Source organism: Microbacterium sp. USTB-Y, assembly GCF_023703415.1.
Classification (GTDB): Bacteria; Actinomycetota; Actinomycetes; order Actinomycetales; family Microbacteriaceae; genus Microbacterium.
In genome coordinates, this window is sequence record NZ_JAGMTU010000001.1 from 243,215 (window position 1) to 266,641 (window position 23,427).

Annotated in this window: 20 protein-coding genes and 1 riboswitch; of the genes, 12 read left to right on the forward strand and 8 right to left on the reverse strand. The window is 72.0% G+C overall.

Features of this window, described 5'->3' with window-relative positions:
* Positions 1–53: 53 nt before the first annotated feature.
* Positions 54–1,142 (forward strand): N-formylglutamate amidohydrolase, encoded by a 1,089-nt coding sequence (locus J8G10_RS01105; RefSeq protein ID WP_251438639.1) that lies wholly within the window; start codon positions 54–56, stop codon positions 1,140–1,142.
* A 33-nt stretch (positions 1,143–1,175) separates the two neighbouring features.
* On the opposite strand, the gene J8G10_RS01110 is transcribed toward J8G10_RS01105, so the two are convergent.
* The gene (locus J8G10_RS01110; RefSeq protein WP_251438640.1) at positions 1,176–2,519 is read right to left on the reverse strand and encodes an anaerobic C4-dicarboxylate transporter; all 1,344 of its coding nucleotides are present in this window, start codon (positions 2,517–2,519) and stop codon (positions 1,176–1,178) included.
* A 118-nt stretch (positions 2,520–2,637) separates the two neighbouring features.
* Here J8G10_RS01110 and J8G10_RS01115 point away from each other — a divergent pair, with 118 nt between their 5' ends.
* Positions 2,638–3,174, forward strand: coding sequence for a hypothetical protein (locus tag J8G10_RS01115; protein ID WP_251438641.1), 537 nt, complete (start codon positions 2,638–2,640; stop codon positions 3,172–3,174).
* Between the two features lie 69 nt (positions 3,175–3,243).
* On the opposite strand, the gene J8G10_RS01120 is transcribed toward J8G10_RS01115, so the two are convergent.
* A complete protein-coding gene (locus J8G10_RS01120) occupies positions 3,244–4,125 on the reverse strand; it encodes a bifunctional methylenetetrahydrofolate dehydrogenase/methenyltetrahydrofolate cyclohydrolase (RefSeq protein WP_251438642.1) in 882 nt (293 codons plus the stop codon).
* A 179-nt stretch (positions 4,126–4,304) separates the two neighbouring features.
* Positions 4,305–5,579, reverse strand: coding sequence for a serine hydroxymethyltransferase (glyA, locus tag J8G10_RS01125; protein ID WP_251438643.1), 1,275 nt, complete (start codon positions 5,577–5,579; stop codon positions 4,305–4,307).
* Positions 5,580–5,613: 34 nt separating this feature from the next.
* Positions 5,614–5,696: riboswitch (ZMP/ZTP riboswitch) on the reverse strand.
* 85 nt (positions 5,697–5,781) lie between these two features.
* On the opposite strand from glyA, the gene J8G10_RS01130 reads away from it, so the two are divergent.
* The 6 genes from J8G10_RS01130 (at position 5,782) to J8G10_RS01155 (ending at position 13,471) form a co-directional block, all read left to right on the forward strand.
* On the forward strand, positions 5,782–7,344 hold the full coding sequence (locus J8G10_RS01130; protein ID WP_251438644.1) for a family 20 glycosylhydrolase: 1,563 nt from the start codon (positions 5,782–5,784) through the stop codon (positions 7,342–7,344).
* Positions 7,341–8,516, forward strand: a complete 1,176-nt coding sequence (nagA, locus tag J8G10_RS01135; RefSeq protein ID WP_251438645.1) for an N-acetylglucosamine-6-phosphate deacetylase — start codon at positions 7,341–7,343, stop codon at positions 8,514–8,516. Before J8G10_RS01130 ends, nagA begins: the two co-directional genes overlap by 4 nt.
* 530 nt (positions 8,517–9,046) lie before the next feature.
* On the forward strand, positions 9,047–11,158 hold the full coding sequence (locus tag J8G10_RS19310; protein WP_285813932.1) for a sigma-70 family RNA polymerase sigma factor: 2,112 nt from the start codon (positions 9,047–9,049) through the stop codon (positions 11,156–11,158).
* A gap of 144 nt (positions 11,159–11,302) precedes the next feature.
* Complete coding sequence (locus J8G10_RS01145) at positions 11,303–11,641, forward strand: YrdB family protein (RefSeq protein WP_374208750.1); 339 nt, start codon at positions 11,303–11,305, stop codon at positions 11,639–11,641.
* Between the two features lie 8 nt (positions 11,642–11,649).
* Complete coding sequence (locus J8G10_RS01150) at positions 11,650–13,068, forward strand: FAD-binding oxidoreductase (RefSeq protein ID WP_251438647.1); 1,419 nt, start codon at positions 11,650–11,652, stop codon at positions 13,066–13,068.
* The gene (locus tag J8G10_RS01155; RefSeq protein ID WP_251438648.1) at positions 13,061–13,471 is read left to right on the forward strand and encodes an NUDIX domain-containing protein; all 411 of its coding nucleotides are present in this window, start codon (positions 13,061–13,063) and stop codon (positions 13,469–13,471) included. The genes J8G10_RS01150 and J8G10_RS01155 overlap by 8 nt, the downstream gene beginning before the upstream one ends.
* Positions 13,472–13,510: 39 nt before the next feature.
* On the opposite strand, the gene nagB is transcribed toward J8G10_RS01155, so the two are convergent.
* Genes nagB through J8G10_RS01170 form a run of 3 tightly spaced genes read right to left on the reverse strand, consistent with a single transcriptional unit; the run spans position 13,511 to position 16,453 of the window.
* A complete protein-coding gene (nagB, locus tag J8G10_RS01160) occupies positions 13,511–14,290 on the reverse strand; it encodes a glucosamine-6-phosphate deaminase (RefSeq protein ID WP_251438649.1) in 780 nt (259 codons plus the stop codon).
* Positions 14,283–15,305, reverse strand: a complete 1,023-nt coding sequence (locus J8G10_RS01165) for an ROK family protein (protein ID WP_285813933.1) — start codon at positions 15,303–15,305, stop codon at positions 14,283–14,285. The genes nagB and J8G10_RS01165 overlap by 8 nt, the downstream gene beginning before the upstream one ends.
* Entirely contained in the window at positions 15,302–16,453 is a 1,152-nt protein-coding gene (locus J8G10_RS01170) for an ROK family transcriptional regulator (protein ID WP_251438650.1), read from the reverse strand. Before J8G10_RS01170 ends, J8G10_RS01165 begins: the two co-directional genes overlap by 4 nt.
* 272 nt (positions 16,454–16,725) lie before the next feature.
* On the opposite strand from J8G10_RS01170, the gene J8G10_RS01175 reads away from it, so the two are divergent.
* On the forward strand, positions 16,726–18,210 hold the full coding sequence (locus tag J8G10_RS01175) for a L,D-transpeptidase family protein (protein WP_251438651.1): 1,485 nt from the start codon (positions 16,726–16,728) through the stop codon (positions 18,208–18,210).
* A gap of 84 nt (positions 18,211–18,294) precedes the next feature.
* On the opposite strand, the gene J8G10_RS01180 is transcribed toward J8G10_RS01175, so the two are convergent.
* Positions 18,295–20,514, reverse strand: a complete 2,220-nt coding sequence (locus tag J8G10_RS01180) for an NADP-dependent isocitrate dehydrogenase (RefSeq protein ID WP_251438652.1) — start codon at positions 20,512–20,514, stop codon at positions 18,295–18,297.
* A 193-nt stretch (positions 20,515–20,707) separates the two neighbouring features.
* Between J8G10_RS01180 and J8G10_RS01185 the strand changes: the two genes are divergently transcribed.
* Positions 20,708–21,160: a GNAT family N-acetyltransferase gene (locus J8G10_RS01185; RefSeq protein WP_251438653.1), complete on the forward strand. Its 453-nt coding sequence runs from the start codon at positions 20,708–20,710 to the stop codon at positions 21,158–21,160.
* Between the two features lie 190 nt (positions 21,161–21,350).
* Here the strand turns inward: J8G10_RS01185 and J8G10_RS01190 are convergent, their stop codons facing one another.
* Positions 21,351–22,202, reverse strand: coding sequence for a hypothetical protein (locus J8G10_RS01190; RefSeq protein ID WP_251438654.1), 852 nt, complete (start codon positions 22,200–22,202; stop codon positions 21,351–21,353).
* 283 nt (positions 22,203–22,485) lie between these two features.
* Here J8G10_RS01190 and J8G10_RS01195 point away from each other — a divergent pair, with 283 nt between their 5' ends.
* Positions 22,486–23,112, forward strand: a complete 627-nt coding sequence (locus J8G10_RS01195) for a DNA helicase (RefSeq protein WP_251438655.1) — start codon at positions 22,486–22,488, stop codon at positions 23,110–23,112.
* Entirely contained in the window at positions 23,109–23,330 is a 222-nt protein-coding gene (locus J8G10_RS01200) for an endonuclease domain-containing protein (RefSeq protein ID WP_251438656.1), read from the forward strand. Before J8G10_RS01195 ends, J8G10_RS01200 begins: the two co-directional genes overlap by 4 nt.
* Positions 23,331–23,427: the final 97 nt, after the last annotated feature.

The window sequence follows — 23,427 nt, forward strand, 5'->3', positions numbered from 1 at the left end:
CGACCGCGAGCCCGGACCGCTCGCCCGGTGGGCCGCTGGGTAGCATGAGCCGCATGGGCGCCCTCGACCTCATCCCCGCCGGCCGCACGTTCACCCCCGACGACATCGTCGTCTACGCGGATCCGGAGCACCGCTCCCTCGACGACGCGCTGCGCGACGCCGACCTGCTCGTCAGCTGCCCGCACGCCGGCGCCGCGATCCCCGAGGAGCTCGCCGAGTTTCTCGCCCCCGCGCTCACGCGACGGCTGCAGTACGACTTCACCGATGTCGCGACGGCGGCCGTCGTGCGGCGCTGGGCCTCGCAGGATCCCCGGGTCGTCGCCGTGATCAACCCGCACCCGCGTCTCGTCCGCGATCCGAACCGCGCACGGCCCGCCGACGTCGCCGCCGACCTGACCGCGGCGATCGAGCGCGTCCGCGCCGCCGGCCCCTGGCAGAGGGTCGACCTCTCCGGGGTCGACGCGATCCGCCCCGTCACGTTCTCGTTCTTCCCGATCATCGAGGTGCCGGACACCGAGGCCGGCCTGCACCGGCTCGTCGAGACGTTCGTCGAGGTCGCCGAGCGCGGTCTCGGCGTCTACGAGCGCACCCGCGACGAGCTGACCGAGCAGATGGTCGCCGAGCGGCTGCGCACCGGAGGCGCGCTCACCCGGCTGTCGTTCCACGACACCATGAACACCACGACCACGAAGGACGGCGCGGTCGACGTCCCGCGCGCCGAGAAGGACCGCCTGCCGAACATCGTCGCGCTCTCCAACCGGGGCGACGCCCGCGGCGAGGAGCGCGACCCCGCCGATCCCCCGACCATGGCGCCGGAGCGCCTGCGCGCCCTCGCCGAAGCGCACCGCGTCGGCTTCGACGCCGCGCAGCCGGGTGATGTCGCCCTCAACCAGCCCTATCTCGGCAGCCAGGAGATCCTCGCCGCCGGCGCCCGCTTCCGCGCGCTCGCGGACGAGGCCGCCGCGGCGGGAGCCGTGCTCGACGCCGTGCAGGCCGAGTTCCTCCGCGAGTTCCTGCTCGGCGACGCGGCCACCGCGCAGCTGCACCGGCCCGGCACCGACTGGATCACCGAGGACCCCGCGCACGTCGACAGGATCGCCACGGCCTGCCGCCGCTCCTGGGACCTGTACCGAGCGGGCTGATCCCGGCGAAGCCCGCCCGCCGACGAGGGCGGATCAGCCGCCCCAGAGCACGCCGAAGAGGGCGCCGAAGCCGATCGTCGTCACGGCGAGGATGAGTGTGGGGGCGAAGAACGAGTGGTCCACGAGCTTCGTGCCGAGCTTCGTCGTCCCCGAGGTGTCGAAGTTCGCCGCGGCGATCTGCGAGCCGTTCGTCGGCAGCAGGTAGATGCCCGCGAACGCGCCAGCCCACATGCCCGACAGCAGCCCGAGCGGGATCCCCGCCGCGAGGCCGATCGGCACGATCGTGCGGGTGGCCGTGGACTGGCTGGTCGTGAGCACGCAGACGAGGAAGACGCCGAGGGCGAAGATCCACGGGGCCGCGGTGACGAGGCCGCCGACGCCCTCCGAGATGAGCGTCGCGTGCGCGCCGAGGAAGGTGTCGGTGAGCCAGGCGAGGCCGAACAGCGCGATCGCCGAGACCATGCCGGCCTTGAACACCGACATCGTCGGGATCTCGCCGACCTTCGGGCGCGACACGAGGAGGATCACGGTTCCGGCCACGAACATCACGATCTCGATGATCGGCGTCATGCTCACCGGGTCGCCCGAGCCGTCGAGCGGGCGGAGCCCCTTGAACAGGCCGAACAGCACGATCACGGCGACGCCGAGCAGGAAGACGATCGCCGCGTTGCGTCCCGCGGCGGTCACGGTCACGTCCGCCTTGACCTCGGCGGCGCCCGTGCGCGGCGGTGCGAGCTCGCCGCGGGTGATCTTCGCCTGCACCTCCGGGTCGTCGGCGAGCTCCTTGCCGAGACGGTTCACGACGAGGCTCGACACCACGATGCCGACGACGGCGGCCGGGATCGTCACCTTGAGGATGTCGATGAGCTCGAAGTTCCACGGCGCCACGTCGGTGAGCGTCACCATCGCGGCCATCGCCGCCGAGACCGGGCTGCAGGCCAGCGCGACGCCGGTCGCGACCACGGAGAGCGAGAGGGGGCGCGACGGCCGGATGCCGTTGCGGTACGAGAGGTCCTGGATCACGGGCAGCAGCGGATAGAGGATGTTCGAGGTCCCCGCGCCGACCGAGAAGAGGAACGAGATGAGCGGCGCGACGAGCGTGATCTGCTTCGGGCTGCGCGCGATGAGCTTCGCCGCGACCGACACCATCCAGTCGATCCCTCCCGCCGACTGCATCATCGAGGAGGCGAGCACGACCGACAGCACGATGAGGAGCGCATCCACGGGCGGCGACCCGGGCGGCACCCGGAACACGAACACGAGGATCGCGACGCCCGTCCCTCCCCAGAGGCCGAGCCCCACGCCGCTCGAGCGCGTGCCCATGACGATGCAGCCGAGGACCACGATCAGTTCGGCGATGAACAGGGCGATCTGCATGTGCGTCTCCTCGAGGGTCGCGGACGCGGCCAGCATATTGGCCTGCGGTCCGGCCGCGCACCCCCTGCCCGGCGCGGCGCCCCTCCCGGCGCGCTCCGTCGCATGACAGTCTGGACGCATGAGGAATCTGATCGTGCGGTTCGCGTCGCTCTACGTCTTCAACGTGGTCGTGCTGCTCGTGGTCGGCTGGCTGACCCCGGCGCGGGTCGGCCTGCACGCGCTGTGGGCGTCCGTGATCCTGACCCTGGCGACGCTCTTCCTCAAGCCGCTGCTGAAGAGGGCCGCCACCTCGATGTCGTCGAGCGGCACGAAGTTCGTGCAGTACCTCGCCGTGTTCGCGGTCGAGTTCCTGATCTGGGCGCTCACGGTCTGGCTGAGCGGCGTGCGCGCCGGCAACGTCTGGGGCTGGATCGTCCCGCCCGTGATCCTGCTGGTCGGCTGGGTCGTCTACGACCAGGTCGACGACGCGCTGTCCCGCAAGGCCGGTGAGCTGTACGACGCCGCCGGGGCGAGGATCGCCGGATCCCGTTCTTCGGCCTCGCCTGCGCCCTCCGCGTCGTCCGCACCGTCCTCCGCCGCGACCGCCGCCGGCCGGCAGGAGCTCGACGACGGCCTCACGCCCGAGCAGCGTCGCATGCTCGACGAACTCGGCTGATCTCCCGTCCCGGACGGGGAACGGGCGGATCCGACGCGTCGTCGGATCCGCCCGTTCTCGTCCGCGTGCTCAGGCTGCGGCGCGCTCGGCGGCCTCCACCACGTTCGTCATGAGCAGCGCGACCGTCATCGGCCCGACCCCGCCGGGGTTCGGCGAGACCCAGCCGGCCACCTCGGCGACCGCGGGCTCCACGTCGCCGTAGACCCTGCTCTTCCCGGTCTCCGGGTCGTCCTCGCGCGTCACTCCCACGTCGAGCACCGCCGCACCCGGCTTCACGTCCTCGGCGCGGATGAGGTGCTTCACCCCGGCGCCCGCGACGATCACGTCGGCCTGACGCAGATACGGCGACATGTCCGGCGTCCCGGTGTGCACCTGCGTCACCGTGGCGTTGATGTCGCGGCGGGTGAGCAGCAGCCCGATCGGGCGGCCGATCGTGACGCCGCGGCCGACGACCACCACGTGCTTGCCCTTGAGGTCGTAGTCGTTGCGCAGCAGCAGCTCGATCACGCCGCGCGGCGTGCACGGCAGCGGCGTGCGGATCGGCGCGTTCACGTTGAGCACGAGCCGGCCGAGGTTCGTCGGGTGCAGCCCGTCCGCGTCCTTCGCCGGGTCGATCCGCTCCAGGATCGCATCGGTGTCCAGGTGCTTCGGCAGCGGCAGCTGCACGATGTAGCCGTGGCAGGCCGGATCCGCGTTGAGCTCGTCGATCACGGCCTCGACCTCGGCCTGGGTCGCGTCGGCCGGCAGCTCGCGCTGGATCGAGTTCATCCCGATCGCCTCGGACTGCCGGTGCTTCATGCCCACGTACAGCTGCGAGGCCGGATCGGCCCCGACGAGGACGGTGCCGATGCCGGGGACGATCCCCCGCTCCCTCAGTGCGGAGACCCGCTCGGCGAGCTCCGCCTTGATCTCCGCCGCTGCCGCCTTGCCGTCAAGAATCTTCGCGGTCATCGAGGTCTTCCATTCTCTCGTCGAAGGTGTTCTGTCGCCCGCCCCTCGGGGGCGTTGAGCGAGGACGCCGGCGGCGACCGAGACGAAACGCGGCGCTCTTGCGACATTTGCCGCGTTTCGTCTCGCTCGGCCTGCGGCCGTGCTCGCTCAACGACCCCGGGGGCAGTATCCCGTCGGGTCTACTGCTGCAGGTCGGGGTACAGCGGGAAGGCGCCGGCGAGCGCGTCGACACGGGCGCGCAGGGCCTCGACGTCCGCGCCGGGCTGCAGCGCGAGCGCGATGACGTCGGCCACCTCGGTGAACTCCGCATCCCCGAAGCCGCGGGTCGCGAGCGCGGGCGTGCCGATGCGCAGGCCCGAGGTGACCATCGGCGGACGCGGGTCGTTCGGGACGGCGTTGCGGTTGACCGTGATGTGGATGTCGTGCAGCAGGTCCTCCGCCTGCTTGCCGTCGATCTCGGCGTCGCGCAGGTCGACGAGCACGAGGTGCACGTCGGTGCCGCCCGAGCGCACCGCGATGCCCGCATCCTTCACGTCCTGCTGCGAGAGACGGTCGGCGATGATCGCCGCACCGCGCAGCACGCGCTCCTGGCGCTCCTTGAACTCCGGGGTGCCGGCGATCTTGAACGCGGTCGCCTTCGCGGCGATCACGTGCATGAGCGGGCCGCCCTGCTGGCCGGGGAAGACGGCCGAGTTGATCTTCTTCGCGATCTCGGCGTCGTTCGTGAGGATGAAGCCCGAGCGGGGGCCGCCGATGGTCTTGTGCACGGTCGACGAGACGACGTGGGCGTGCGGCACCGGGTTCGGGTGCAGGCCCGCGGCGACGAGACCGGCGAAGTGTGCCATGTCGACCCACAGCAGGGCGCCGACCTCGTCGGCGATCTCGCGGAACGCGGCGAAGTCCAGCGTGCGCGGGTACGCCGACCAGCCGGCGATGATGACCTTCGGCTTGTGCTCGATCGCGAGACGGCGCACCTCGTCCATGTCGATGGTCGAGGTCTCCGGGTTCACGCCGTAGGCGACGATGTCGTACAGGCGGCCGGAGAAGTTGATCTTCATGCCGTGGGTGAGGTGACCGCCCTGGTCGAGCGAGAGGCCGAGCAGGGTGTCGCCGGGACGGGCGATCGCGTGCAGCACGGCGGCGTTCGCGGTCGCGCCGGAGTGCGGCTGGACGTTCGCGAACTCGGCGCCGAACAGCTCCTTGGCGCGGGCGATCGCCAGCTCCTCGGCGACGTCGACCTCCTCGCAGCCGCCGTAGTAGCGGCGGCCCGGGTAGCCCTCGGCGTACTTGTTCGTCAGCACCGAGCCCTGCGACTGCAGGACCGAGACGGGGACGAAGTTCTCCGAGGCGATCATCTCGAGGAAGGTCTGCTGACGCTTCAGCTCACGGTCGAGGACCTGGGCGATCTCGGGATCGACCTCGGAGAGAGGCGCGTTGAAGTAACGGTCGGTCATGGCGTGCTCCTTTGACGGTTGCGAAAGAGGGGTGCTCATCGGCCCAGGCGCGCGGTCGAATCCATGACGGTCGCTCCCCGGTGGTGACCCACCCAGACGCCAGTCGCGACATCCCGAGCCTACCCGATCGGGATGCGGATCCGTCGGGCGATGACGAGCGGCGGATGCCCCGGTCGGCCCGCGGGCGCGGTAGTTTTTGTTCATGGTCCTGCATGATGCGCTGCTGCTCATCCCGTTCCCGTCCTCCGCGAGCCTCGGGGAGGGATCCGTCCCGATCGCCTCCGTGCGGGTCGACGGGGATCCCGAGACGGCCGCGCTGCTGCGCACCGACCTCGCCGCGATCCTCGGCTCAGAGGCCCTCACGACCGACGGCGGCACCGTGATCAGCCTCGCGATCGATCCGGCGATCGGATCCGCCGAGGGCTACCTGCTCGATTCGTCCGCAGGCGGGGTCCGCATCACGGGGCACGACCGGGCCGGGCTGTACCACGGCACCCGCACGCTCCTGCAGTTGGTGCGCCGCGACGGGACGCTGCCCGTCGTGCGCATCGAGGACGCCCCGCGCTTCGGCTATCGCGGGGTCATGCTCGACGTGGCGCGCCACTTCTTCTCCGTCGCCGACGTGCAGCGCTACATCGACCGCGCGGCGGGGCTGAAGTTCAACCGCCTCCACCTGCACCTCACGGACGACCAGGGCTGGCGCATCGAGATCGCCTCATGGCCCCAGCTCACCGGTCGCGGCGCGGCCGGCGACGCGACCGGCGGACCCGGCGGCTTCTACACCCAGGACGACTATCGCGCGATCGTCGACTACGCGGCCGCGCGCCACGTCACGGTGATCCCCGAGATCGACCTGCCCGGGCACACCCACGCGGTCGGTCTGGGCTACCCCGAGCTCGTCGAGGAGCCGACCCTCACCGAGGCGAACCTCACCGAGGCCGCCGATCTCGGCCAGCCGCTGCCGGTGCACGGAGAGCAGTACGCCGGCTGGGGCGTCGGGCACTCCTCGGTGCGCATCCACGACGAGCGCACCTACGACCTCATCCGCGACGTGCTCGGCGAGATCGCCGCGCTCACCCCCGGCCCGTTCCTGCACATCGGCGGCGACGAGTGCCTGGGCACCTCGGCCGCCGACTTCGCCCTGTTCTTCGAGCGCGCGGGAAGGCTGGCCGCCGAGACCGGCAAGGTTCCCGTGGCCTGGCACGAGGCCGGCGCCGTCGAGGGCCTCCCCGCCGGGATGATCGGCCAGTACTGGGGATCCGTCACGCCGGAGGGGGATCACGCCGCGCACGCGCGCCGGTTCGTCGAGCGCGGCGGCGCGCTGATCCTGTCGCCGTCCGACCGCGCCTACCTCGACATGAAGCCCCGCGCCGATCATCCGCGCGGGCTGGCCTGGGCCGGCATCGTGCCGCTGCGCACCTCCTATGACTGGGATCCCGCACGGGTGATCGACGGAGTGCCGGTCGAGGCGATCCTCGGCATCGAGGCGCCGCTGTGGACCGAGTCCGTGACGACCCTCGCCGAGGCCGACGGCCTCGCGTTCCCGCGGATCGCCGCGCAGGCCGAGGTCGGCTGGTCGGCACAGGACGGCCCGGAGCGCTCCTGGGAGTCGTTCCGCACGCGCGTCGCGGAGCTGGTCCCCGCCTGGGAGGCGGCCGGCATCGCCGTCGATCGCGCCGCACTCGACGACGATCCGCCGGCGCGAACGGCGGACACCGAGACCCCGCACGCCCCTTCGACCACGACCGACCAGGAGACCGCATGACCGCCCGCACCGAGAGCTCCGCGCAGGGAACGCTCGTCATCCACTCCGCCCGTATCGTCTCCGGCGGGTCCTCCGTCGACGACGGGTGGGTGCGCTTCGAGAACGGCGCCGTCGTCGCGCGCGGAACCGGGTCCGGCTGGGCTCCGGCCGAGACGGTGGTCGACGCGCGGGAGGCGGCCGGACCCGGAGCGATCCTCACCCCCGGGTTCGTGGACATCCACGGGCACGGCGGCGCGACGGCCGCGTTCGACGACGGCGTGGAGGCGATCCGCACCGCGCGCGCCATGCACCGCAGCCACGGCACCACCCGGGCCGTGGTGTCGCTGATCACCGCGGCCCTCGACCAGCTCGCCGAGCGCATCGGCATGGTCGCCGACCTGATGGAGATGGACCGGGACCTGCTGGGCTCGCACCTGGAGGGTCCCTTCCTCGATCCCGGCCACAAGGGCGCCCACGACCCCGAGCTCCTGCGCCTGCCCGAAGCCGCGGACGTCCAGCGCCTGCTCGACGCCGGCCGCGGCACGGTGCGGCAGGTCACGCTCGCACCCGAGCTCCCCGGCGGCATGGAGGCGATCCGCCTCGTCGTCGCGGCGGGCGCCGCCGCAGCGGTCGGGCACACCGATGCGGATGACGACACGCTGCGCGAGGCCTTCGACGCCGGCGCGACGATCCTCACGCACGCCTTCAACGCGATGCGCCCCGTGCACCACCGCAACCCGGGCCCCGTGCTCACGGCGGCGCACGACGAGCGCGTCACGCTCGAGGCGATCGCCGACAACATCCACCTGCACCCGCACGTGATCAAGCTCGTGTTCGACGAGGCCCCTGGCCGGGTCGCCCTGGTCACCGATGCCATGGCCGCGGCCGGAGCGGCCGACGGCGACTACATGCTGGGCTCGCTGCGGGTCACGGTCCTGGACGGCGTCGCTCGCGTCGAGAGCGGCTCGATCGCGGGATCCACGCTGACCCAGGATGTGGCGCTGCGCCGCGCCGTGGAGGCCGGCGTGCCGCTGCCCGACGTGATCGACGCGCTCACGCGCACCCCGGCGCGGGCGATCGGCGTGGGCGACCGGCTCGGCGGCCTCGAGCCGGGAAAGCTGGGGGACGCGGTGCTCCTGACCGCCGACCTGGACGTCGCGGTGGTGTGGACCGGCGGCGCGCTGACGCGCTGATCCGCGAGACGCGGATCCGGCGAGGGCCGGGGGCCTGCCGCTCCCCAGCGGCGACCCCCGTACCCTCGACCCTTCCCCAGATCCTCACGCAACCCGAAATCGGAGGATCCCCCCGTGTTCAGAGCGGGGCGGCCCGGAACTCCTCCCCCGAGGCGCCGGGCCGACCCCGCCGGCGGATCCCCATCCGCCGGAGTCGTTGTTCGCCGCCCCCCGGTGGCTTTCGCAGACTGTCTCTGACAGGAGAGATGGGGTCGCAACGGATCCATTACGCGACTTCGCAAGATTTCTTCGGATTTTTTCTGAAGCCCCGGATCCGCGGGGCCGGGGGCCGACCGGCACCGTGTCGGGAAACCGCGTCTCAGCATCCCCGACACCGAGTCCCGTGAGCGCAGAACCCGACTTCGGTTCGGGGATTTCGTTCGCACCCTGGCGCGTTCCCAGCCAGAGGGTGAAGAATGGGGAGTCCGCGTGATGAGAAGACTGGGTCCGCGTCTCTTTGCCGAGAGCGCTTCCGACCTGAGAACCGAGAGATGACCGACTACACCGAACACTCGCACGATGCCGCGGCCGCATCGCCGCGCAGCGACGCCGATCTGGTGCTGCGCACGCGCTCAGGCGACCCCGAAGCCTTCGCCCAGTTGTGGCGTCGTCACTACGCGTCGGGCATCACGGTCGCACGGTCGATCACGAGCACCTTCGATGCCGACGACCTCGTCCAGGAGGCGTTCGCGCGCACCTATCAGGCGATCCAGAAGGGCGGCGGCCCGACCGGCTCCTTCCGCGCGTACCTGTTCACGAGCATCCGCAACACCGCGGCCGGCTGGGGGCGCGCGCGCCGGGAGGCGCCGATCGACGAGCTCGACACGGTCGCCGATCCGTCCTCGACGGAGCAGGCCACGAACGACGCCCTCGATCGCAGCCTCTCGGCCCAGGCGTTCCGCAGCCTTCCCTCGCGCTGGCAGGAGGTGCTCTGGTACTCCGAGATCGAGCAGATGAAGCCGGCCGAGATCGCGCCTCTGCTCGGGATGACCGCCGGGGCGACCGCACAGCTCGCGTTCCGGGCCAGGGAGGGCCTGCGCGAGGCCTGGATCCAGGCCCACCTCAGCACCGCCGTGCCCGGATCCGTCTGCGAATGGACGATCGAGCGCCTCGGTGCGTACTCGCGCGGCAACCTCGGCACCCGTGATCGCGCCAAGCTGGAGCGGCATCTGGGCGAGTGCGCGCGCTGCCTGATCGTCGCCGCCGAGGCCAAGGAGGTCTCGCACCGGCTGGCCTTCGTGCTCCTCCCGCTCGTCCTGGGCGTCGGCGGATCGAGCGCCTACCTCGCGATGCTGCAGGGCGGCGCCCTGCCGGCCGTGGCTCTCGCAGCGATGCCGTCGAGCGTCGTGCAGGGGGCCGTCGTCGCGGGTGGCGCGAGCGCGGCGGGCGTCGGCGCGGCGCACGGCGCCGCCGCGGCGTCCTCGACCGCTTCGGGCGGGGCGACGGGCTCGTCCGGCGGTGCCATCGCAGGATTCGGCGCCCTGGTGGGCGCGGGTTCCGCGGCACTGGTGATCGCCGGCGCCATCGTCGCCGCCGCGGTCGTCCCCGGCCTCACGGCGAATCCGGCATCGACCTCCGCCCCGTCCGCGTCGGACCAGGGCGACTCCAGCATCGTCGCGCAGGTCACGCCCCCCTCCACCACGACCGTCCCCGCGCCGGCCCCGGTGCCGACGGAGCCCCCGGCCGACCCCGCACCGCACGTCGACAAGCCGAAGCCGGTGGTGAGCGCCCCGGTCGACACCACGACCGCCCCGGAGCCCGCCGCCGACCCCGTGCTCCCTCCGGATCCCCCGGCGGAGGAGAAGCCGCCCACCAACCCCGGCACGGACCCGGGAACCGACCCCGGTACCGATCCCGGCACGGATCCTGGCACTGACCCGGGAACGGATCCTGGCACGGACCCGGGAACGGACCCCGGCACAGACCCGGGAACCGATCCCGGCACAGACCCTGGCACAGACCCGGGAACCGACCCCGGCACGGACCCCGGCACCGATCCGGGTCCCGCGACTCCGCCGGCCTCGGCGCCGGTGCTCGGGACGGCCTCCCTGCACTGCGGCATCCTCTCGCTGATCGACGGCATCCGGGTGACCGTGCCCGTCAGCGGCGTGCCCGGCACCACGCTGCGCGCGACCTCGGACAACGGCGCGAACCTCACGACGAGCGTCGTCCTGAACGCCGCAGGAAACGGCGTGATCGAACTCGCCCCGAGCCGCAGCCAGATCAACAGCGGCGCCCTCGTGACGATCGCCTACGTCCTGGGCGACAAGGTCGGCGGATCGGCGGTGCTCGATCTCGGCACGCTCGGCCCGCTGCACTGGTGGGAGTGCCTGCTCTCGGACGTCGCCGACCCGACGCCGCCCGCCGACGCCCCCGCGACCGATCCCGCCGCCCCTCCGGCCGACTCCTTCGCCCCGGCGGACACCCCGGCTCCCGCCGAGACACCGGCGCCGACCGAACCGGCCCCCGCCGACCCCCCGACGGTCGATCCCGCACCCGCACCGCAGAACGCTCCGGAGACGGATCCCGTCTCCCCCGCGCCCGCGACGTCGGGCGAGCCGACCCCGTCCTCCGACCCCGCCTCGAGCGTCCCGGCAGCCTGAGCCGCACGCCCGCCGGATCCTCCGCGGATCCTCCCATCGCCCCCGCGTAGAATCGTCCTCATGCCCGCCGACACCCCTGCCGCCGAAAGTCCCCGGGCGACCCCGCCGCTTCCCGCTGAGCCGGTGCCGACCCCGCCTCAGGGCATGCTGCCGCGCGCCACGCCGCTCGACATCGTCCGCGTCGTCGTCCTCGTCGCCGCGCTGGCGTCCCTGGCCCTGTGGGGCCTGGTCGCGTGGACCCTGCCGTGGAACCTCGTCGCCGCGATCGGCGCGCCCGTCATCACCCTGCTGCTCTGGGCGCTGTTCCTGTCGCCGCGGCCGGTGCTGGCCGTGCATCCGTTCCTCCGCGCCGCCGTCGAGCTCGTCGTCTACGCCGGGGTGACCGTCGCCTGGTGGACGATGGGTCAGGCCTGGATCGGCATCGGTTTCGCCGTCGTCGCGGTCGCGTCCGGCCTCTTGGCCGGACGCCGCGCCCTGTCCTGAGGGCTGCCGTGGGCGACTCGGTGCTGGAGCGGCTGCGAGCCGCCCTGGGAGAGCTCGTCGACACCGGTTCCGCAGCCCTCGACGCCGCCCGGGCCGACCGCTCGGGCCATTCGTCCCCGACGCCGCCGCTCGCCGTGGTCCACGCCACGTCGACCGCCGACGTGCAGGCCGTGCTGCGCATCGCGCACGACACCGGGACGCCCGTCGTCGTGCGCGGCGCCGGAACCGGGCTCGCCGGAGCCGCGATCGCCGGCGCGGGCGAGATCGTCCTCTCCACCCTGCGGATGCGGCGCGTGCTCGAGGTGCGCCCCGACGACCTCCTGGCGGTCGTCGAACCGGGACTCCTCAACGGCGAACTCGACGCGGTGCTCTCTCCGCTCGGGCTGTGGTGGCCGCCGGATCCGGCCAGTCGCGACATCTCGACGGTCGGCGGGAACATCGCCACGGGGGCCGGCGGCCTGCTCTGCGCGAAGTACGGCGTGGTCCGCGACGCCGTGCTGGCGGTCGACCTCGTGCTCGCCGACGGACGCCTGCTCCACCTCGGGCATCGCAGTGTGAAGGGCGTGACGGGCCTGGATCTGACCTCCCTCGTGATCGGATCCGAGGGACGACTCGGCGTGATCGTCGGAGCCACCCTCAAGCTGCGCCGCCTCGAGCCGGGCGCCGAATGCACGATCGTGGCGACCTTCCCCGCGGTGCGCGACGCCGCACGGGCGTCGGCGGCCGTGACGGCGTCGGGTGCGCAGCCGGCGATCATGGAGCTCATGGACGCGCACAGCCTCGCCGCCGTGCACGCCCTGCTGCAGCTCGAGCCTCCTGCCGCCGAGCTCGCCCAGCTCACCATCCGGACGGACGGCCGTTCGGCCGCCGCCGAGGCCGACCGGATCGCGACGGTCCTGCGCGAGGCGGGCGGCGCGGTGACCGTCACCGACGATCCCGCGGAAGGCGAGGAGCTGCTCCGGATCCGCCGCTCAATGCACGCGGCGATGGCCAGCCTCGGGACCACGCTCATCGAGGACGTGTCCGTGCCCCGCAGCGCGCTGCCCGCGATGTTCGACGAGATCGCCCGGATCGAGCCGGCCTACGGCATCGTGATCCCCACGGTCGCGCACGCCGGGGACGGCAATCTGCATCCGAACTTCATCGTGCCGGGACCCGAGATCCCGGACCGCGTCTGGCAGGCCGCGGACGACCTGTTCCGCGCCGCACTCCGCCTCGGCGGCACGCTCACCGGCGAGCACGGCATCGGCATCCTCAAGAGCCGCTGGCTCGCCGACGAGCTCGGCGAGGATCAGTGGGAGCTGCAGCGCGAGATCGTCCGGGTCTTCGACCCGCGCGGGATCCTCGCGCCCGGCCGCGTCTTCGCACCGCAGGCCGCCGATCCACGACCCGCCGCCGCGCACACCTCCGAGGAGCCCCATGCCTGACATCCACGTCTCGGCCGCGATCATCACCGACGGCGCCGGACGCGTGCTCGTGGTGCGCAAGGAGGGGACCGAGCGCTTCATGCAGCCCGGCGGGAAGCCCGAGGCGGGCGAGACGCCCGCTCAGACGCTCGCCCGGGAGCTGCACGAGGAGCTCGGCCTGCGGATCGAGGAGGACGCGCTGGTGCCGCTGGGCGTGTTCGTCTCGGCCGCCGCCAACGAACCCGGGCACCGCGTGATCGCCACCGCGTTCGCGACCACGGCCGAGCCGGCCGACGTGCGCGTGCAGGCCGAACTCGCCGAGCTGCGCTGGATCACGCCGGCCGATGCGGAGACGCTGCCGCTGGCCCCGCTCAGCGAGGAGCACCTGCTCCCGCTGGCGTGGCCCGGCGTGAGGGGCCGCTGAGCGAGTCGGTGCTCGCCCGGCAGCCCCGGCGGGGTCTTGTCAGATCCCCTGCCACGACGGCTTGTGCGCGAAGGTGTAGCGGTAGTAGTCCGCGAGCTTGAGCTTCGACGCCGCCTCCTCGTCCACGACGACCGTGGCGTGCGGGTGCAGCTGGATCGCCGATCCGGGGACGAAGGCCGACAACGGACCCTCCACCGCGTCCGCGATCGCCTGCGCCTTGCCCGCACCGTAGGCGAGCAGGACCAGGTGGCGCGCCTCGAGGATCGTGCCGAGCCCCTGGGTGATGCAGTGCATCGGCACCTGGTCGGGGGAATCGAAGAAGCGGGCGTTGTCCTCGCGGGTCTGCTCGGTGAGCGTCTTCACCCTGGTGCGGGACGCGAACGAGCTGCCCGGCTCGTTGAACCCGATGTGCCCGTCGGTGCCGATGCCGAGCAGCTGCAGGTCGACGCCGCCCGCCGCGTGGATCTTGGCGTCGTACTCGGCTCCGGCATGCTCGATGCCGTCCTCGGATCCGTCCGGCACGTGCACGAGCGATGGGGTCAGGCCCAGGGGCTCGACGACCTCCCGCGTGATCACCGAGCGGTAGCTCTCCGGGTGCGACGGGTCGATCCCGACGTACTCGTCCAGGGCGAAGCCCCGCACCCGCGACAGATCGACCCCCTTCAGCTGCGTGCGCAGGGCCGAGTACACCGGCAGCGGCGTGGATCCGGTCGCGAGCCCCAGGACCGCGTCGGAGCGGCGGGCGATGAGCCGGCCGATCTCGGCGGCCACCAGCTCACCCGCGGCGGCGGAGTTCTCGACGATGACGACTTCAGCCATGCACGGCTCCTTCTGTTTCGATCTCGGGACGTCCGGTCCCGACGGGAATGCTCGGCGCGGCACCCGCGCCCAGGATGACACGACCTGTGTGCGGGTTCTCGCCCTCCCGCAGCGCGGCGCCCACCAGAGCGGCGCCGAGAGAGGCCGCCGGCGATCCCGCCGGCAGCAGCTCGACGCGCTCGTCCAGCCGCAGCGAGGCGAGGAACGGCGACTCCGCGTTCTCGCGGCGCAGTCGCGCGAGGAGGTCGTCGAGCAGCCGGTCGCCGAGGGCGGTGATCCCGCCCCCGATGACGACGGTCTCCACGTCGGCGCTGAGCACCAGGCTGCGCACGGCCGAGGCGGCGCCGAAGGCGATCCCCGCGCGCAGCTCGGCGGCCAGCGGGTCCCCCGTCTCGGCCAGATCGAAGATGTCGCGGATGGGCAGCTCCCCGCCGCGGCCCCAGGCCTTCATGACGGCGCCCCCGCCGCAGAACGTCTCGATGCAGCCGTGCTGTCCGCAGCCGCACACGCGGCCCGCCGGATCCACCGAGAGATGCCCGACCTCTCCGGCGGTGCCGCGCGCGCCGCGCCAGAGCACGCCGTCGATCACGATGCCGGCGGCGACCCCGGTGCCGAGGTTCAGGTAGGCCATCGACCGGGAGTCGCCGCGAAGCGACCCCGCCCCCACGGCGGCGGCCTTCACGTCGTTCTCCACGGCGACCGGGACGGGGATCCGCGCGCGGATCGCCGCCGCGAGGTCGAGCTCCTCCACCCCCAGGTTCACCGCGTGCAGCACCCGTCCGCCGGCGGCATCGACGAGGCCGGGGATGCCGATGCCGATCGAGATCACCTCGCTGGCGGTGAAGCCCCCCTCGTCGGACAGCGCCGCGATCGCGGCGAACACGGCGGCGATGACGCCCTCGTCACCCCAGCCCGTCGGGATCCGCGTGCGCGCGAGGATCGTGTCCTCCGCGCTGAGCGCGAGCGCCTCGATCTTCGTGCCGCCGACGTCCAGGCCCACCCGGATCGCGCTCATGACACGCCCAGTTCGCCGGAGAGCACCATCACGGCGGCGCCACGCAGCACGATGTCGTCCTGGGCGGTGAGACGGATCACGAGGTCGTCGAACACGCCCTCGAGGGTCCGCGCGGTCAGCGTGCTGCGCGCGGCGTCGATCAGGGTGCCCGCGAGCAGATCCGCCGGACCCGAGAGCACGATCTCGGACAGGTCGAGGGCCGCCACGATCGGGGCGATGGCCACTCCCAGCCTGGTTCCGGCCTCGCGGAGGACCTCCTCCTCGGAGGCGGGATCCTCGGCGATGCGCGCCCGCAGGCTCGTGGCGTTCAGCCACGCCTCCAGACAGCCGTGCTTGCCGCAGGCGCAGCGCGGTCCCCCGTCGGTGCCGACCACGACGTGGCCGATCTCGCCGGCCGCGTACCTGCTCCCGACGAGCGGCTGGCCGTCCGAGATGAGCCCGGCGCCGACGCCGCGGCCGATCCGGATCAGCAGCATGTCGGGCAGCGCCTGGCCGAACGTGTACTCGGCGAGGACCGCCGCGTTCGCGTCGTTGCGCACCAGCACCGGCAGATCGAGCGCCGCCCCCAGCAGTGCCTCGAGCGGGAAGTCGCTCCAGCCGAGGTTCGGCGAGTTCAGCACCACCCCATCGGGTCGCACGATGCCCGGAGCGCCGACGCCGACCCCCAGCACGGGCACGGTGGACAGGGCGACCAGCTCCTCGGCGAGGGAGCGCACCGCCTCATAGGCCGCGGTGCCCCCGGCGGGCCGCGGCAGTTCGCGGCGCTCCAGGACGACCCCGTCGAGGCTCATCAGGGCGCCCTCGAAGACTCCGGGACCGGAGAGGTCGAGACCGACGATGCGGTGCCCTTCGCGGGCGATGTCGATGAGGATGGGCGGCTTGCCGGGGCCGGTCGTCTCCCGGATGCCCCTCTCCACGACGATCCCGTCGTGGATGAACTCCCCGACGAGGTCGGAGATCGTCACGCGGGTCAGTCCGGTCTCACGGGAGAGATCGGCACGGCTCATGGCGCCGGAGTGGTAGAGCGTCTGCAGGACGAGAGCCCTGTTGTGCCCGCGGGCGTGCTCGGGCAGCACTTTGGTGCTCGTGCGCAGCTGGCGCGCCGACCCGAAGCGGTGCGGACTCGCGCCGCCGTTCTCCGCGCTCACCGGGCGACCCTGCTCATTCGTGCGACCATGTTTGTAAGTACACCTTACGAACGAGGTGAAAATCAAGCCCTCACGCGCGTGGCGCGTTTCGGGACCTGCCACAGGTTACCGGATCCGCAGGCCCAGGCCCGGCTTTCCCGTCATGCCGTCTCACGCGTCCGCCCGCCTGGCTCCACGTGACCCTCCACCGATGTGCCTCCGTTGCCGTTTTGTGATATGGCTTCGCGTATCCTGGAAAGACTGACAATGCTCTGAAGCAGGGGGGTGTGCACGTGACGGATCTGGCAACGGCAGCGGGGGCTCCGACCGAGGAGAACGCGATCGTCGACGGCACGGATGCGACCGGTTCCGCGGAGTCCGCGGGCGGTGACGGCGCAGGAGACCGCCCCGTGGAGTGGGCTCCCGCAGAGGACGCACCGAAGAAGAAGCGCCACATCGGCCGCTGGATCGGCATCGGACTGGGTGTCATCGCGCTCGGTCTCGGGGCCGCCTCGACGATCCTCATCGCCCCCGGCACCGCGATCGCCGGCGTGCAGGTCGGCGGCATGACGGCGGGCGCCGCGGCCGAGGCCGTGAGCAACCACCTGAACGGGATGCAGGTCACGCTCACCGGAGAGGGCGGCGGCAAGCAGGTCACCGGATCCGATCTGGGCGTCCGCGTCGATGCGACCAAGCTCGCCGACAAGGCCTTCGCCGAGCGCCCGATGTGGAACATCACGAGCTGGATGGCCGCGCCGATCAGCGCGCCCCTCACCCTCGACGACCGGGCCGCCGATCACGCGCTGCGCGCGCAGGTGCCCACGGTCTATCAGGACGCCACCGACGCCACCGTGTCGTTCACCGGCGCGGGCTACACCGCGACGCCGGCCAAGAACGGCTCCGGAATCGACCTGAAGGCGCTCACCGCGGCGATCTCCGACGCGGCGGAGAAGGGTCGCAGCACCCTGTCGTTCCGGGCCGAGCCTGCAGCGGTCTCCCCGGCGATCAGCGACAAGGACGCCGCGGCCACGGTCGGCGAGCTCAACACCCTGCTCTCCACGGTCGGTTTCTACGTCGGCACCGAGCGCACCGTCCCGATCGACGCGGCGACCGCCTCGAAGTGGCTCACCGTCGCCCCGGAGGACGGCAAGCTCACCATCCGGGCCGACCAGGCGGCCATCCAGAAGTCGGTCGATGCGCTGCCCGCACTCGTCAACCGGGCGCCCGTCAACGCCACCAGCATCGTCGACTCCTCGGGCTCCGTGCTCGACGACGTGACCCCCGGCGTCGCCGGGCGGCAGCTCGGCGACGTCTCCGGAGCGGCGGCCGCGTTCGCCGCGCAGCTCGCCGAGGGCAAGGGGAGCTTCGCCCTGCCGGTCAAGGACACCCCGTTCGCCTCCACGACGCTGCTGCGCAAGATCGACGTCAACCTCAGCACCGAGACGCTGACGGTCACCGAGAACGGCAACGTCGTGGATTCCTGGCTGATCTCCTCGGGCCGCGGCGACTTCGCCACGCACACCGGCTCGTTCACCGTGAACTGGAAGCTCGACAGCCAGAACATGGGCAACACCGACCTCACGAAGGCGCCGTTCTACTACCAGCCCGATGTGAAGTGGGTCATGTACTTCAACGGCGACGAGGCGCTGCACGGCGTGTACTGGCACGACAACTGGGGCACCCCGATGAGCCACGGCTGCGTCGGCATGCCGGAGTGGCGCGCCGAGTGGCTGTTCGACTGGAGCCCGCAGGGCACCGAGGTCAACGTCCACTACTGAGCCGGATCCTCCCGCATCCGCGGGCCTTGAGCGAAGACGCCGAAGGGGCGGACGCAGCGCGCGTCCGCCCCTTCGGCGTTCCGATCAGCTCAGGCCGTCGACGACCGCGTTGAGCGTGGCGGACGGGCGCATGACCTTCGCCACCAGCGCGCCGTCGGGACGGTAGTAGCCGCCGATCTCGGCGGGCTTGCCCTGCACCGCGGTGAGCTCGGCGACGATGCGGTCCTCGTCCGCGGCGAGCGCCGCGGCCACGGGGGCGAACACCGCGGCGAGCTCCGCGTCCTCCGTCTGCTTCGCCAGCTCCTGCGCCCAGTACAGCGCGAGGTAGAAGTGGCTGCCGCGGTTGTCGATCGTGCCGAGCGCGCGGCCCGGCGAACGGTCGTTCTCCAGGAACGTGCCGGTCGCCGCGTCGAGGGTCTTCGCGAGGATCGCGGCCTTCGCATTGCCCGTGCGGTCGGCGTAGTGCTCGAACGAGGCGGCCAGCGCGAAGAACTCGCCCAGCGAGTCCCAGCGCAGGTAGTTCTCCTCGACGAGCTGCTGCACGTGCTTCGGCGCGGACCCGCCCGCCCCGGTCTCGAACAGGCCGCCACCCGCGAGGAGCGGGACGATCGACAGCATCTTCGCGCTCGTGCCGACCTCGAGGATCGGGAAGAGGTCGGTGAGGTAGTCGCGCAGCACGTTGCCGGTCACCGAGATGGTGTCCTCGCCCTTGCGCATGCGCGCGAGCGAGTAGCGCGTGGCCTCCTCCGGGGTGAGGATCTCGATCGTCAGCCCGGTGGTGTCGTAGTCCTTCAGGTACTCGGTCACCTTGGCGATCAGCGCGGCGTCGTGCGAGCGCGCCGGGTTCAGCCAGAAGACGGCGGGAGCGCCGGTCGCGCGGGCGCGGCTCACGGCGAGCTTGACCCAGTCGCGCACCGGGACGTCCTTGGTCTGCGTCGCGCGCCAGATGTCGCCCTTGTGCACCTCGTGCTCGAGGACGACCTCGCCGGCCGCGTTCACGACCTGCACGCGGCCGTCCGCGGCGATCTCGAACGTCTTGTCGTGGCTGCCGTACTCCTCGGCGGCCTGGGCCATCAGGCCCACGTTCGGCACGGTGCCGATCGTGGCGGGATCCAGCGGGCCGTTCGCGATGACGTCCTCGATCGTGGCCTGGTAGACGCCGGCGTAGGAGGAGTCGGGGATGACCGCGAGGGTGTCGGCCTCGCCGCCGTCCTTGCCCCACAGCTTGCCGCCGTTGCGCACCAGCGCGGGCATCGAGGCGTCCACGATCACATCGCTCGGCACGTGCAGGTTCGTGATGCCCTTGTCCGAGTTCACGTAGCTGAGGCGCGGGCCGTTGTCCATCGCCGCCGCGAACGCCGCCGCGATCTCGGCGCCGCCCTCGACGTTCGCGAGGCCGGCGAGGATGGCGCCGAGTCCGTCGTTGCCGGTGAGCCCGGCGGCGGCGAGCGAGTCGCCGTAGGTCGCGAACACGTCCTTGAAGTAGGCGCGCACCACGTGGCCGAAGATGATCGGGTCGGAGACCTTCATCATCGTGGCCTTGAGGTGCACGGAGTACAGCACGTCCTCGGCCGCCGCCGTGGCGAGGGTCTCGGCGAGGAAGGTGTCGAGGGCGGCCGCGTTCAGGAAGGTCGCGTCGACGATCTCGCCGGGGAGCACCTTGAGGTTCTCCTTGAGGACGGTGACCTGGCCGTCGCCGGAGACGTGCTGGATCGTCAGCACGTCGTCGCCGGGCGAGACCCAGCTCTTCTCGTTCGCCTTGAAGTCGTCGTGCCCGAGGGTCGCGACGCGGGTCTTGGATCCGGCGCCGAACGCCTTGTTGCGGTGCGGGTGCTTCTTCGCGTAGTTCTTGACCGCGAGCGGGGCGCGGCGGTCGCTGTTGCCCTCGCGCAGCACCGGGTTCACCGCGGAGCCCTTGATGCGGTCGTAGCGGGCGCGGACGTCCTTCTCCTCGACCGTGTTCGCGTCGTCCGGATAGTCCGGGACGTCGAAGCCCTTCTGCTGCAGCTCGGCGATGGCCGCCTTGAGCTGCGGGATGGAGGCCGAGATGTTCGGCAGCTTGATGATGTTGGCCTCGGGGGTGGTGGCCAGTCCCCCGAGCTCGGCGAGCGCGTCGCCGACGGCCTGCCCTGCGCTCAGGCGCTCCGGGAAGGCGGCCAGGATCCGGCCGGCGAGCGAGATGTCGCGGGTCTCGATGTCGACCCCCGCCTGGTGGGCGTAGGCCTGGACGATCGGCAGCAGCGAGGCCGTGGCCAGAGCCGGCGCCTCGTCTGTGTAGGTGTAGATGATGGCGTCGTCGGTCACCGGGGTCTCCGTTTCGCACAGGGCGGATTTCACGCAGGATTTGTCTCGATACCAAGATACCTTCCCCCGGTCCTGCTCCGTGCGGATCCGGACCGTCGCGGCCTGCTCCGGCCGGTCCGGGCCGAAGATGAACTTCTCCCCACGTTTCACCGCGCTCCGCCACGAGCGCCGTCCAGGGGTTAGCCTGGGGACCATGACGGAACTGCGACTGGTCGAACTGTCCGCGGCGACGATCGTCGCCGTCAACAACCTCTCCCTGAAGCCCGGGCAGGAGCAGTACCTCGCGCCGGTCTCCTACGGCATCGCCTCGACCGTCATGAACCCGCAGACCAGCTGGCAGCGGGTCGTGCTGGACGGCGACGAGGTCGTCGGCTTCGTCAGTGCGAACTTCGATCACGACGCCCCCGAGGAGCACTTCCGCTCCGTCCTGTGGCGGATCAACGTCGATGCCGACGACCAGGGCCGCGGCGTCGGTCGGTTCGCCGTCGAGAGCATGATCGCCGAGGCGCGCACGCGCGGCTTCGAGCATCTGAACGTGATCTACGAAGCCGGTGACGGGGGTCCCGAGGCGTTCTTCCAGCGCGTCGGCTTCAGCCCGGTCGGCGAGACCGAGTACGCGGAAGTGATCGCCGAGATCCGTTTCTGATCTTCGGTGCGGCCGAGTTGCACGGTACGGCCGGGTTGCACAGTAATCTGAGACCGGCGGCGGGGCTTCGAATCCCCTCCCCCATCGAAGCCCCGTCGTCCTCCGTCACCTCGAGTCGCGCCCCGGATGCCCTGCACATCGGCACCGGAGCCGCCGACCGACGGCCCGCCGGTCCTCCGCCGCCCTCTTCTCAGTCGCGCCCGTCGCGACGCTTCGAGCCCCGGCCGCGGGCGTTCCACGCAGCGACCCAGGAGGCCGCCGCGTCCGTGGCGCGGTCCAGCACGTCCGACGAGAGCGCGAGCACCTGCTGCGCCGCGTCCTGCCATCCGGTCGCGCGCTCCGCACGCTCGCGCTCGCTGAGCGGATCCCGTCCTTCCGCGCGCGCCCGGGCGTCGGCCTCCGCCAGGCCGAAGGTGCGGCGGAGGCGGTCCACGGCGTCGCGATAGGCGCCGAACTCCGCGGGCGTCACCTTGGCGGTCGGCGCGGGTCGCGCATCACGGGCCTCGGCCATCGCCGTCAGGAAGGCGTGCGTCGAGGGATCCCGCGCATCGCCCATCGTCGGGAAGGCGAGGAGCAGGCCGGGATCGGTCTCGTAGGCCATCCAGCGGGTGAGCACCGCGTCGTGCGCCGCGAGGGTGCGCGGAAGGGGACGGCGCTGCGGATCCGCGCCGATCGCCAGTTCCGCGCGGGCCGCGTCGAGCTGGGCGCGCCGCGCGCGCACCGCGGCCGCCGCGGCGCGCGAACGCTGCTCGGCGTCGCGGGCGAGGCGACGCGCCTCGGCGACCGTCGCTGCATCCGTCGCCCCCGCGGCGCGGCCCGCGACCAGGCCCGTGAGCTCGGCCCGGGCGACGCGCACGGCGACGCGGGACTCGTTCGCCTCTCGCAGGGCGTTCCGCAGATCGAGCCGCGCGGCGTCGTACCCGAGGCGACGGCCGCCGGAGCGGAGCCGCTGCCGTGCGCCGGCCACGCTCAGCACCGCCCCGCCGGCGAGCACCGGCGCGACCCACCAGAATTCCGCGGCCGCGGCCCAGAACGGATCCACGCCTCGAGCCTACCGATCTCGCACTCGCCGCCTCGGCCGTCCGTCATGGTGGGGGCGTCGCCCGCGCGCGCACGGCGCACCACTCCACAGGACGATTGCAGTTCCATAGGAAAATTCCTCCGGATCCATCCTGCAGAGTCGCCGACGTCCTGCACAACGTACGGCGGGTGCACGACCGCCCGCCGGCGGCGGCTCGTCCTCCACATCGGCATGTCGGCGCGACCTGTCCCCCTGTTCCGCAGATCGGCTCCCGCTCGCCTCTGCCGCACCGCAGGCTGTCCGCATGGATCTGCTCACCTGGCTCTCTCTTCGCGAAGGCATCGGTCACCGAGACGACGCCGCGGCGGCCGGCTTCTCTCCTGTCCGGGTGCGGGCCGTGATCCGCACGGGCGGGGTTCAGCGCATCCGCGCCAGATGGATCGCGCTCCCGTCCGCTCCGGTCGAGCTGAAACGAGCAGCTGCGGCCGGTGGCGCGCTCACCTGCGTCTCTCTGGCGCGACGGAGGAAGTGGTGGGTGCCGCCCGAGGCGGACGATGCGCTGCATGTCCACCTGCCGGGACACGAGTCGATCCGGGAGGACAGCCTTCGGGCGCACTGGGCGAAGCCGCTCGGCCCGACTCGGCCGAGATCCCTGGAGGCGTCGGTGGAAGACGCGCTCGCCCACGCAGCGGAGTGCTTCGAACTCGACCAGGCGACGGCGATCTGGGAATCGGCGATCCGCACCGAGGCGATCACCCTGGATTCCCTGCAGCAGGTGAAGTGGCGCAGCACGGCTGCGCGTCGGGTCGCCGAGCACGCGCGCAACGACACCGGATCCTCGCTGGAGACGATCTTCCACGTGCGGCTGACCGGCTGGGGCGTGCGCCTGCGCTTCAGGTGCATCTGGCCGGCCACGACGTGGACTTCGTGATCGGCACGCACCTCATCGTCCAGGTCGACGGCTGGGCCTATCACTCGTCGTCGGCAGACCGCACCCGTGACATCGCGCACGACGCCGAGCTGCGTCTGCGCGGCTACACCGTGTTCCGGTTCTCCTACGCGCAGATCATGTACGACTGGCCGAGCGTCGAGCGGATCCTCATCGCCGCGATCAGTCGCGGTGCGCATCTCGCCCCGTTCCACGCATGACGACGAGGCGTCACGCGCAGGACGTTCGCAACTCTGCAGGACGATCCACGCGGATCCATCCTGCAGAGCTGCAAACGTCCTGCAGAATCGCGCCTCC

Coding starts and splice junctions, on each gene's coding strand:
- J8G10_RS01115 (WP_251438641.1), top strand. CDS start 2,638: ATGAGGAATCTGATCGTGCGGTTCGCGTCGCTCTACGTCTTCAACGTG.
- nagA (WP_251438645.1), top strand. CDS start 7,341: ATGACCGCCCGCACCGAGAGCTCCGCGCAGGGAACGCTCGTCATCCAC.
- J8G10_RS01105 (WP_251438639.1), top strand. CDS start 54: ATGGGCGCCCTCGACCTCATCCCCGCCGGCCGCACGTTCACCCCCGAC.
- glyA (WP_251438643.1), bottom strand. CDS start 5,579: ATGACCGACCGTTACTTCAACGCGCCTCTCTCCGAGGTCGATCCCGAG.
- J8G10_RS01110 (WP_251438640.1), bottom strand. CDS start 2,519: ATGCAGATCGCCCTGTTCATCGCCGAACTGATCGTGGTCCTCGGCTGC.
- J8G10_RS01130 (WP_251438644.1), top strand. CDS start 5,782: ATGGTCCTGCATGATGCGCTGCTGCTCATCCCGTTCCCGTCCTCCGCG.
- J8G10_RS01185 (WP_251438653.1), top strand. CDS start 20,708: ATGACGGAACTGCGACTGGTCGAACTGTCCGCGGCGACGATCGTCGCC.
- J8G10_RS01195 (WP_251438655.1), top strand. CDS start 22,486: ATGGATCTGCTCACCTGGCTCTCTCTTCGCGAAGGCATCGGTCACCGA.
- J8G10_RS19310 (WP_285813932.1), top strand. CDS start 9,047: ATGACCGACTACACCGAACACTCGCACGATGCCGCGGCCGCATCGCCG.
- nagB (WP_251438649.1), bottom strand. CDS start 14,290: ATGGCTGAAGTCGTCATCGTCGAGAACTCCGCCGCCGCGGGTGAGCTG.
- J8G10_RS01155 (WP_251438648.1), top strand. CDS start 13,061: ATGCCTGACATCCACGTCTCGGCCGCGATCATCACCGACGGCGCCGGA.
- J8G10_RS01145 (WP_374208750.1), top strand. CDS start 11,303: ATGCTGCCGCGCGCCACGCCGCTCGACATCGTCCGCGTCGTCGTCCTC.
- J8G10_RS01165 (WP_285813933.1), bottom strand. CDS start 15,305: ATGAGCGCGATCCGGGTGGGCCTGGACGTCGGCGGCACGAAGATCGAG.
- J8G10_RS01120 (WP_251438642.1), bottom strand. CDS start 4,125: ATGACCGCGAAGATTCTTGACGGCAAGGCGGCAGCGGCGGAGATCAAG.